Genomic DNA, 10898 nt, shown 5'->3' on the forward strand with positions numbered 1-10898 from the left:
ATCAATTGCATTATCATTTGCATCAAATTATGATTTTATGAATTTGAAAAGCTGGGTTAGAAATGCCTTGTTAGCACAGGGTTTTCCATCACCCACACTCAATCATAAACACCTGAATTAATTCACCCTTGCCATAATTTTACTTACTAGATCGGGTTTTTAGTGGCGATTAATGTGATGTACTGAGCCAGCGTAAGGCGATTTAAAGCGAAGAACGAACTGGAAATGGATATGGATTTACTTGAACAGAAAGTGGCCTCTTTATTAGAGCAACAACCGACCTTATTGCCGGCAGCGATGGCGCAAGAGTTGAATGTGACTGAATTTGAAGTGGTGCAGGCATTGCCTAAAGAGATGGTTGCGATTGTTGATGGAGCTCAAGCTCAATCGCTGTTGGAATCATTAGCGGATTGGGGAATGGTCACAACGATTGTCCACTCTTTTGGCTCTATATTTGAAGTGAAAGCGCCTTTTCCAAAAGGGAAGTTGGCTCGTGGCTATTATAACTTGATGGGTAAAGAGGGCGAGTTACACGGCCACTTAAAGTTGGAATCCATCCAACACGTTGCTTTAGTCAGCAAGCCTTTTATGGGACGTGAAAGTCATTACTTTGGTTTCTTTAGTGAGCAAGGCGATAACATTTTTAAAATTTATCTAGGCCGAGATGAAAAGCGCGAACTGATTGCAGAGCAAGTCGCACGTTTTAAAGCACTACAACAAGACGTTCATTCCAACCAATAATATTGATATAACGATAAGCCCTGAACGCAATGCGAAAGGGTCGAGGAGAAAGTCATGGATCAGCAGATCAAACAAGAGCGATTACAAGGACGATTGGAACCTGAAATCCAAGAGTTTCGTCAAGAACGTCGTACATTGCAATTGGCTACAGTGGACGCAGAAGGCCGTCCGAATGTGAGCTACGCGCCATTTGTGCAAAACCAAGAAGGTTACTTTGTGCTGATTTCGCACATCGCTCGTCATGCGCGTAACTTGGAGGTGAACCCGCACGTCTCCTTGATGATGATTGCAGACGAAGGCTCATCAAAACAGATTTTTGCTCGTCAACGGTTGACGTTTGACGCCGTTGCGAGTGTTGTACCACGTGAAACGCCATTATGGCAGCAAGTCATTGGCCAAATGCAAGCTCGTTTTGGCGAGATCATTGACGGCTTAAGCCAGCTACAAGACTTTGCTTTATTCCAATTGAAAGTAGAAAAAGGTCTTTATGTGAAAGGCTTTGGCCAGGCGTATCAAGTGTCTGGTGATGATATGGTTGATTTTGTGCACCTTGATGAAGGGCATAAGAAAATTTCCAACGCGTAATCTTAATCGCTCAAGATACATTGGACATTGGAAGAAAAGGCTAGTTATCTAGCCTTTTTTGATCGTGATTTACCGTTGTTACGAGTTAATGATTTATCTGTGACTTCGTGGGATCGTTAATCGAGTATGAGAAATGTAGATAAAACAAAGCCAAGCGTAGAGCTTGGCTTTGTTGCTTGGATGAGAGAACGTTAGAATTGATAATCTACATTTAAACCCCAGTTACGCCCAGGCTGTGATTTGCTATCGATGTTAAAGGTTTCGCCAGTAGCATCTCGGCCCGTGAGATCGCTATACAGCCAATATTTTTTATCGAGTGCATTGAATAGACCAGCGCGGATGGTTAGGTCTTGCATTGGTTTATAGTAGGCCGTTAAATCGATAAGTGTATAACCAGCGGTATCTGCATTTGTATTTGATTGCCAGTCCGTCTTACTTGCAACCATCTTAACATTAAGCAGTGCTCCGTATTGGTCGCGATCCAGCCCTAAGCCTACATTACTGGTTAGAGGCGCGACTGAATCTAAAGCATCACCTGTTTTCTTATCTTCTCCCTCTGCATAAGCAATGGCTAGACGGGTGTAAGTCCCTTGTGGGGCATTAAACGCTTTATCTAAGTCAATTCGAGAGCTAAATTCCGCACCATAAATCGTGACTTCATCCAAGTTCTCTTTGGTAAAGATATCCTTGCCACCTTGTTTGCCTGTCTTTGACTGAGTAATAAAATCGGTGTACTCGTTATAGAAGGTGGTGATTTCAAAATTAGTTGAGTCATTTTGACCACGTAGCCCAAGTTCATAGGACAAACTTTTCTCTGCTTTAAGATCTGGGTTCGCATCAATGATTGCCCCCTGATTATAGAAGTAGTAAAGGTCGTAAACAGTTGGTGCCTTGAATCCTTGGCTAATTTGACTAAATACCGCTAGGTTAGGATTGACGTGGTAAACAGAACCCAATCGAGCAGTGAATGCGCTGTCTTTATTGGCTTCATAAGACTGAGTGTAGCCAGCATCAACGCTGGGTGTCGCTTCAAAAGAATCGTATCGAAGACCAGCGGTTAATATTAAACGGTCTTGGATGAAGTAGGCTTGGTCTTGTAGGAATAGCCCCCATTGCACGATAGTCGCATCAGGAATGCCAGAGCTACCCGGAGTCGATGTACCTGCATCTAATTTATAGTCAGTATTATCGAGGTCGAAGTCGTTGTTGATGTAGCTGGCACCATAGGTAAATTCATGAAGGTTGCCATTGAGATCTACGGCTTTTGAGAGCTGTCCATCAAATTGAATCGATTGATCTGATGATTCCCGTTCACGTAATCGGCGGCCATTAGATGGCGTTGTGTCGTAGTTCTTAGCGAGAGCGCTAGAATCTTGGAAATTCAATGACCAATCTAAAGAGTCAGCAAGCAGGGTATTCATCAACCATTGATGCTCTATACCGACACGAAGACGCTCATTGGTATCTTGGTTGTAGTTATCGGTATAGGTAAAGCCGGGCATAATGGAATAACCGTTATAGTTTAGCTCGTCTTCATCATACCGTTTGTTGTAATATTCGGCGGTTAGCCCAAGTCGATGGTTATCATTGGCTTGATAAAATGCTTTTGCCAACAGGTTGCCAAGTTTGGAGTCAGCCGGGTTTTGAGCGCCGCGATCAGGGCCTTCGATTTCTGAACCTGAGCCATGAGTTTGGGTCTCACTGCCATTGGCATAAGTTGCCATCAGTAAGGTTTCCAGTTTATCTTGACGCATTGCCCACGTTAATGTCGTTTTAAATTGCTCGTTAGCGGACGTATAACCAGACTTGATACCGAAGCGTTGCTCATTTTCTTCTGTGACGAGAACGTCTTCTGGATTTTTAGTGCGTAGCAATACCACACCACCTAAAGCGTCAGATCCATACAGTGTAGATGACGCACCTTTGTTCACTTCAATAGCTTGTAGAGTGTCAATCTCTATTGCGTTTGGATATTTTCGTTGCTCAGTTGCGCCAGGGTTATAAGGTACAGGTTGCTGTACACCATCAACCATCATTTTGACACGGCTTCCATCCATGCCGCGAATATTAAATCCTGCTATTCCAAAGCGGCCATTACCTTCTGCTTCAACACCTGGGGTGGAGTTTAGAGCTTGCTGAATATTATCAGCCATTACTTCTGCAATCTCAGAAGAGGAGATACTTTCAATGGATGACGATACATCTTTTTTACTCTGCTCGGTTCGCGTTGCCGAAACAACAACCTCATCGAATCGAGAAACTTCTTCTGCGAGAGCTGCAGGGGAAAGTGCTAGCAATATGGAGGCTGATAGTAGTGTTTTAGTGTACATCTGAGTTATTACCTTATTCATCAATAACAGATTTAAGCTGTGTGCAATGATATTGGATCTAAATGGTAATTACTATCATTTGTATTTATGCGCGGAGTGAAGTGTAAACAGAATTAGGGATATATAGTTTAAATATCAATTGGTTGATATGTAAAACACTTGCTTTACTTAATTTTTCGATGACTAAAGTTGTGACTTTAATCACTTTCTGCTAGTTCAAACCTAGCCAAGCTGCACCACGGATGCCGCTGCTGTCACCATATTTCGCTTGGGTAAACACAATCTGTGCACTATCAGAAAAAACATAGTCCGCTGTTGCCCGCGGTAGATCAACATACAGCGATGCTACGTTTGATAATCCTCCGCCAAGCACTATCACATCAGGATCCAACACATTGACGATGCAAGCAAAGCTGCGCGCCATTTGATCAATCAATTGTTGATAAAGCTTTGTTGCTTGTGGGTCTTGCTGCTGGTAGCGAGTGATAATTTCGGCTGCATTCCACTCTTGTTGACCAATCAACTGAGCACTCTTTGTTAAGCCAGAACCGGAGATAAAGAGTTCAATACAGTTATCGCGTCCGCAATAACAGTGGCGAGTAGGCCCATCACGTTCACTGGTAAAACTTGGCAGCGGATTGTGCCCCCACTCACCACATACGGCGTTCGCACCGACCAATACCTGTTTGTTGATCACAATACCGCCGCCGCAACCTGTGCCCAAAATCGCGCCAAAGACTACGTTACCATCTTTGGCGGCACCATCGACCGCTTCAGACAGCGCAAAGCAATTGGCATCATTAGCAATTACAACGTTGCGCTGGAGGCGAGCGCACAGATCGGCTTTTAAATCTCGACCATTTAAAAAAGTGCAATTGGCATTTTTGATAAGCCCTGTCGCTGGGCTGATGGCTCCGGGAAGTCCAATCCCGATTTGGCAGTGAGTTTGCGTTTCGCTTTCGGCCATTGCAACCAGTTGACATAAGGTGCTTAGAAAAAGCTCGTACTCATGTGGGGTAGGGGTTCGGTGTTTAAAGAGGGTGTTTCCTGATTTATCCAGTACGCAAATTTCAATTTTGGTGCCGCCAATGTCGAAACCTATCAGCATGATTTTTCCTTATTTTGGATGTCGAGTGTGAGTCCTGACTATGGAATATAGTCTAATAATCAAAGTGTTTTGTCTTTGAACTGAACAAGATAACGTGAAGTGGTGAGATTTTTTCTTTTGATTGCTGAGAATTGTTATATTATAACATTTCTCAGCAAGTGATCTTTTTATTGAAAAGGGGAGTATCTATCCCCATAGTTAGGTCATCAATGGGTCAATTCGAATGCAAATCAATTCAGCATTGCAACAAGCAATTATTCAAGTGAGTGTAGATATGGCGGAAGTACGAGCCAGAGTGGATTTCAAAGTCGGTCTAAAAAGCAATATTGACGCCGAAATACTCTCTTTTAGAGGACTGAAAACAGACAAAGAACATGTTGCGGTCATTTTTAAATCCGCTGATGTTACTCAGGAAACTCCTTTAGTCCGTATGCATTCAGAGTGTTTAACGGGCGATGTTTTTCACTCATCACGCTGTGATTGTGGTGAACAATTAGAAGAAACCATTAATAAAATGGGCGAAGTTGGCGGCATTATCCTCTATTTGCGTCAAGAAGGTCGAGGCATTGGTCTGTACAACAAAATTGATGCCTATCGCTTACAAAGTGCGGGGATGAATACCTATGAAGCCAACAATCATCTTGGCTTTGGTGACGACTTGCGTGATTTCACTGAAGCGGCGCAGATGTTGAAAGCGTTAAATGTGACCAAGATTCGTTTAGTCACTAATAACCCTAAAAAAAGTCGTGAGCTGAAGGAGCATGGTATTGAAATTGTAGAGGTCGTGAATACCGCAGCACATATTAAGTCGGGTAATGAAAATTACCTCAAGGCCAAAGTCTCCCATGGCAAACACAACTTAAAACTATAATTCAGACTTATAGATGACAGCCAAAAACCTCATTTCGGTGAGGTTTTTGACGTTTTTACCTTGCAAAAAAATGGATAATTTGTATTATCGGCGACTAAAAGTGCAAATGATAATAATTAGCACTACCACAAGATAAAGCTCAAATCGCCTCAACAAGGATGCTCCCATGAAAGTTAACACGCTTCTTATTCAGTCAATTGCTGCCTCACTTGCCATCACAAGTAGTGCGTCATTTGCCGCTACCGTCACTAAGGAGCAGGTGGTCGAACATTATGCCAATATTGCCCATGCCGTGTTTGCAGATTCGCTGACGACCGCTCAATCATTAGAAAAATCAATTGATCAGTTCTTGATGACACCCTCGGCGGCTAAATTGGAAGAGGTGAAACAAGCGTGGTTAGCATCGCGAGTGCCTTACCAGCAGTCCGAAGTCTTCCGTTTTGGCAATGCCGTTGTTGACGATTGGGAAGGGCAACTCAATGCTTGGCCTCTTGATGAAGGGCTGATTGACTACGTCGCTACTGATTACCAATATGAACTGGGCAATGAAGGCGCCAGCGCTAACATCATTGCCAACCAAACGTTGAAAATTGGCGCGACAACGATTGATGTCTCCACTATCACACCAGAGCTGATTGCCAGCTTAAACGAAATCGGTGGCTCTGAAGCTAACGTCGCTTCAGGTTATCATGCCATTGAGTTCCTACTGTGGGGCCAAGATTTAAATGGCACCAATGCGGGAGCCGGTGCTCGTGCTTACACGGATTTTGTCGTGGGTAGCGAATGTACTAATAACCATTGTGATCGCCGTGCTCAATACTTAAAAGCGGCAGCTCAGCTGCTCGTGCAAGATTTGGCATGGATGGAAAAACAGTGGTCTGCGGATGAAAAAGCCAATTACCGTCACGAATTACTTGCGGAATCAGCAGACAATGGTTTGCGTAAGATGCTATTTGGTATGGGGTCTTTATCACTGGGCGAATTAGCGGGCGAGCGTATGAAAGTGGCGCTAGAAGCAAACTCGACTGAAGATGAGCACGATTGTTTCTCGGATAATACCCATAACTCTCATTACTACAATGAACAAGGTATTTACAACCTTTATACGGGTTCTTACCAGCGTCAAGACGGAAAGGTACTAACAGGCCCAAGCCTGAATGATTTAGTGGCACAAAAGGATGCACAAGCAGCCAAAGAGATTCAAAAGCAGTTTGACAGTGCGCGCGCTGAAGTCGGTAAATTAGTCACGTCGGCTGAAAAAGATAATCAGCATTTCGATCAATTGATCGCGGCTAACAATCCTCAAGGCAACGCGATAGTCAATGGAGCCATTATGGCTTTAGTGGCTCAAACTGCTTCGATAGAACGTACCGCTTCAGTGATTGGGATTGATAACCTTAATCCAGATACTGCAGACCACGAATTCTAATAATAAGATGAAAGATCCAAGGGCTCAGATGAGCCCTTTTCCACGTTTACACTGAATAAAGATGTTGAGAAAAGCCCAATGAGATCGTTTTTTACCGTCGCGCTCCTAACCTTGTTTGCCCACCCCGTTTATGCCGATGAGGTGAAGTCGGGTGGCAAAACCAGTACAACCAAAGCTGGGCCGAATGCTTACTCGCTTCCTGCGGCCAATTTGCCGATGAGCAAACGGCTCGATTTTAGCGTGGGAAACAGTTTCTTTCGTAACCCTTGGGTGCCAGCGCCATCATCTACCGATGCAAGAGATGGTTTAGGGCCGCTTTTTAACACCAATGGTTGCCAAAATTGTCACATCAAAGATGGTCGCGGCCATCCGCCAGAAAAAAATGACACACATGCCGTTTCGATGTTGGTTCGCCTGAGTATTCCAGCGGTGACGGATGAACAAAAAGCGATCTACGCTAAAGAAGGGGGGATCCCAGAGCCCGTCTATGGTGGACAGTTACAAGATTTCGCTTTGCCCGATCAAAAAGCAGAAGGACAAATCCAAATCGCTTATCAAGAGGTTGCGGTTGCTTTTACGGATGGCCACCAAGTGATGTTACGCAAACCCAATTTAAAAATTACTGAACTTGGTTATGGTGATATGCATCCTGACACCCAATTTTCGGCGCGTGTCGCCCCGCCAATGATTGGCCTTGGCCTACTTGAAAGCATCGCGGATGCCAGCTTATTAGCAATGGCAGACCCTGAAGATAGTGATGGCGATGGTATCTCTGGCAAAGTGAACCGTGTTTGGGATGTAGAAAAAAAAGATTTTGCCATCGGGCGTTTTGGTTGGAAAGCCGGGCAGCCTAGTTTAATGCAACAGAATGCCGCGGCGTTTAACGGCGATTTAGGATTGACCAGCCGTTTATTCCCAAAAGAAAACTGCACCGAGAAGCAAACGCTTTGTCAAACCTTACCTAACGGCGGCGATCCTGAGGTCAGTGACAACATTCTTGATTTTGTCGAATTCTATTCTCAGCATTTAGCCGTTCCAGTGCGTCGCAATGTCGACGATCCACAAGTGAAGCTGGGTCAATCATTGTTCAAACAAGTTGGCTGTGAGAGTTGCCACCGTACTAACCTTAAAACGGTAAAAAGAACGGATCGCCCAGCCTTGTCAGAGCAAGAAATCCATCCTTACAGTGATTTACTACTGCATGATATGGGCGAAGGGTTAGCCGATAATCGTCCAGAAGCCTTAGCTAATGGACAAGAGTGGCGTACCCCGCCTTTGTGGGGGATCGGCTATACGCAAGAGGTGAGCGGCCATACTTATTTTTTACATGATGGCCGAGCGCGTAATCTCATGGAAGCGGTACTTTGGCACGGTGGTGAGGCGCAAAGTGCCAAAGAGAAAGTACGTCAATTCAATGCCAGCGAACGCAACGCGTTGATCGCTTTTCTTAATTCTTTATAGGGTGCTAGCATGAAATTTCCTCTGTTATTTTCGATAGCAGTTACCAGCGTACTTTCGGCTTGCCAACCCACGCCGAAATCAGCGCTTGAGCCGCAAAAAAACAATCATGTTAGCCAAGGTGTTTATGAGGTTGAATTTGCTGCGGCGCAGCGTTTTGCTCAACAATCGCACCAGCTTGCTCAATTATTTGATCAGCAATGTCAGCTGGGCGATGTTGCATTGCCCTTGCTGAAAGAACAGTGGCAGCAAACTATTGGGGCGTGGATGTTTTTACAAGGGCAAGAGAGAGGGCCAGCTAAAGCACTCGAGCAAAGTTGGAACGTACAATTTTGGCCAGATAAAAAAGACACCACCGGACGAAAAATGAGCCTGTTAGCGAGCAGTGGCAAGCACTGGAGTGAGGAGCAGATTGCAAACCAGAGTGTCACAGTGCAGGGGATTGGCGCATTGGAATGGTTACTCTACGATGCTCAATCGCCGCTTCTGAAAAACCAGCAAGTAGAAACTGGTTGTATGATTGGACAAGCGATCAGCGCGAATTTGGCGACGAAATCTCATTTGATTGCTGAGCAGTGGCAACAGAATCCATGGCTGATGCTGGATCTGAGCGCTTGGCAAGCCGAATACATTGCGCTGCTCTCCAATCAGCTTGATTACAGCATGAAAAAACTGAGTCGCCCCTTAGCCAATATCGGCCAGCCACGCCCTTATTTTTCAGAATCGTGGCGCGCCAAAGTCTCTTTGAATAACCTGCAAAAGAATGTTCAAGCGATGCAAGCACTCTATTTAGCAAAAGACGGTTTAGATCAGATGTTGCGGGAAAGAGATCAAGTCGCCATGGCCGAACGCGTAAAAGCACATTTATCCTTGATGTTGGAAACGTGGCCGCAAACAGCCAGCTTATTTGATTTATTGCAAACAAAAGCAGGCTACCGTGAGGTGCTTGCGCTCTATAACAAGTTCGAACAACTCAATTATTTACTGCATGACGAAGTCGCGGTAGAGCTAGGTGTAGTGATAGGATTTAATGCAACCGATGGTGACTGATCTAACAAGACGTACGCTGCTGAAAGCGGCGTTATTGAGCGCATCAGCGCCCCTGCTGCCGCTGGGGTGCGCCACTACGCGCCGTGGCCCACAACCCGCTTTGATTGGTTGCGCTATTAATAAAGGCTCGCAGTTTCGCGCCGTTGTAGCCGACGCCCAAGGTCAAGCGATTCACCAATTACCTTTGCCTGCAAGGGGACACGGTGTTGCTATCCACCCTACCTTGACGCATGTGGTCGCTTTTGCCCGTCGTCCCGGTGAGTTTTTGATGGTGTTTAACTATCAAAATGGAGAACCCATCAAATTGCAACTTGCGCAACCCACGCGACATTTTTATGGGCACGGCGTTTACTCAAATGATGGTGCGTGGCTTTATGCAACCGAAGGCGAGAAAGCGACAAGTCGCGGCATTATTGGTGTGTATGATGTGCAGCACAGTTACCAAAAAGTGGCTGAGTTCAGTGGTTTTGGTATTGGCCCTCACGAAGTCATTGTGATGCCAGATGGCCGGCTCGCGATTGGAGTGGGTGGGGTGCATACCTTCGGCCGCGAGCCACTCAACGTAGAGAGCATGATGCCAAGCTTGACCTACCTTTCTCATCAAGGAGAAGTGCTTGAGCAACGAATATTGAACGACCACCATTTGAGCATCCGCCATCTTGCTCATGATGGTGCAGATACTGTGCTGTGCGGCCAACAATACCGAGGTCAGCCGGAAGAGTATCCACCTTTGGTAGCGCTACATCACCAAGGTGGCGAACTCATTCCGCTCTTGGCAGAGCCTGAACAATGGGCAAGATTCAACCATTACATTGCCAGTATTGCGGCGACCGACCAATGGATTTTAGCGACTTCTCCACGAGGTAACTGTTACGGTATTTGGTCAAAAGAGACACTGCAACTGGTTGAGTTGGCCTCTTTGCCGGATGCTTCTGGCGTGGTAGTGCAAGATCAGAAGTTCCAAGTCAGTTCAGGAGCTGGCTTGGTCATTAGTTCACCCTATCCTCAACCTGAAATACGCACGCGTAGTAATGTCCAATGGGACAATCACTGGTCTGCCATTGATTACTCTCTCCAAAAAAGCTGAGTAAGCGAACTAAATTTGTTTAATGATGATTCTCATTGCATGAGAGTTTATGAAGTTATTGTTGATATCGACAACAACGTTTAGCAGATAGCCGTTTCTTTTGCCATACTGAAATGTGAATCAAGGTTGTTGGATAGTTCAGAATGAGCAAAAGCATTTTATTAGCTTTATTATTAATTTTTCATAGCTTTTCTCTCCACTCTGCTGAGAAAGTACAACCTTTGTTGCTCTCGAAAGAG

At 45.1% G+C, this 10898-nt stretch carries 9 protein-coding genes; 7 read left to right on the plus strand and 2 right to left on the minus strand.

Features of this window, described 5'->3' with window-relative positions; all coding sequences use genetic code 11:
* Nucleotides 1–231: 231 nt before the first annotated feature.
* Together hutX and hutZ are read left to right on the plus strand one after the other, a co-directional pair.
* The gene (hutX, locus tag AACU59_RS00145; protein WP_088732522.1) at nucleotides 232–741 is read left to right on the plus strand and encodes a heme utilization cystosolic carrier protein HutX; all 510 of its coding nucleotides are present in this window, start codon (nucleotides 232–234) and stop codon (nucleotides 739–741) included.
* Nucleotides 742–795: 54 nt separating this feature from the next.
* Nucleotides 796–1326, plus strand: a complete 531-nt coding sequence (gene hutZ / locus AACU59_RS00150; protein WP_013856737.1) for a heme utilization protein HutZ — start codon at nucleotides 796–798, stop codon at nucleotides 1324–1326.
* Between the two features lie 191 nt (nucleotides 1327–1517).
* Here the strand turns inward: hutZ and AACU59_RS00155 are convergent, their stop codons facing one another.
* Both AACU59_RS00155 and AACU59_RS00160 read right to left on the minus strand, forming a co-directional pair.
* Nucleotides 1518–3656 (minus strand): TonB-dependent hemoglobin/transferrin/lactoferrin family receptor, encoded by a 2139-nt coding sequence (locus tag AACU59_RS00155; RefSeq protein WP_094144474.1) that lies wholly within the window; start codon nucleotides 3654–3656, stop codon nucleotides 1518–1520.
* A 211-nt stretch (nucleotides 3657–3867) separates the two neighbouring features.
* On the minus strand, nucleotides 3868–4764 hold the full coding sequence (locus AACU59_RS00160) for an ROK family protein (RefSeq protein ID WP_161437787.1): 897 nt from the start codon (nucleotides 4762–4764) through the stop codon (nucleotides 3868–3870).
* A gap of 223 nt (nucleotides 4765–4987) precedes the next feature.
* Here AACU59_RS00160 and AACU59_RS00165 point away from each other — a divergent pair, with 223 nt between their 5' ends.
* From AACU59_RS00165 to AACU59_RS00185, 5 genes are all read left to right on the plus strand, one after another.
* Complete coding sequence (locus AACU59_RS00165; protein ID WP_013856740.1) at nucleotides 4988–5635, plus strand: GTP cyclohydrolase II; 648 nt, start codon at nucleotides 4988–4990, stop codon at nucleotides 5633–5635.
* A gap of 166 nt (nucleotides 5636–5801) precedes the next feature.
* On the plus strand, nucleotides 5802–7064 hold the full coding sequence (locus AACU59_RS00170) for an imelysin family protein (protein ID WP_094145273.1): 1263 nt from the start codon (nucleotides 5802–5804) through the stop codon (nucleotides 7062–7064).
* Nucleotides 7065–7142: 78 nt separating this feature from the next.
* A complete protein-coding gene (locus tag AACU59_RS00175) occupies nucleotides 7143–8525 on the plus strand; it encodes a di-heme oxidoreductase family protein (protein WP_094145272.1) in 1383 nt (460 codons plus the stop codon).
* Nucleotides 8526–8534: 9 nt separating this feature from the next.
* The gene (locus AACU59_RS00180) at nucleotides 8535–9572 is read left to right on the plus strand and encodes an imelysin family protein (RefSeq protein WP_094145271.1); all 1038 of its coding nucleotides are present in this window, start codon (nucleotides 8535–8537) and stop codon (nucleotides 9570–9572) included.
* Complete coding sequence (locus tag AACU59_RS00185; RefSeq protein WP_176428548.1) at nucleotides 9562–10659, plus strand: DUF1513 domain-containing protein; 1098 nt, start codon at nucleotides 9562–9564, stop codon at nucleotides 10657–10659. The genes AACU59_RS00180 and AACU59_RS00185 overlap by 11 nt, the downstream gene beginning before the upstream one ends.
* Nucleotides 10660–10898: the final 239 nt, after the last annotated feature.

Origin of the sequence: Vibrio sp. V23_P3S9T160, assembly GCF_963886625.1 — a bacterium.
Classification (GTDB): domain Bacteria; phylum Pseudomonadota; class Gammaproteobacteria; order Enterobacterales; family Vibrionaceae; genus Vibrio; species Vibrio anguillarum.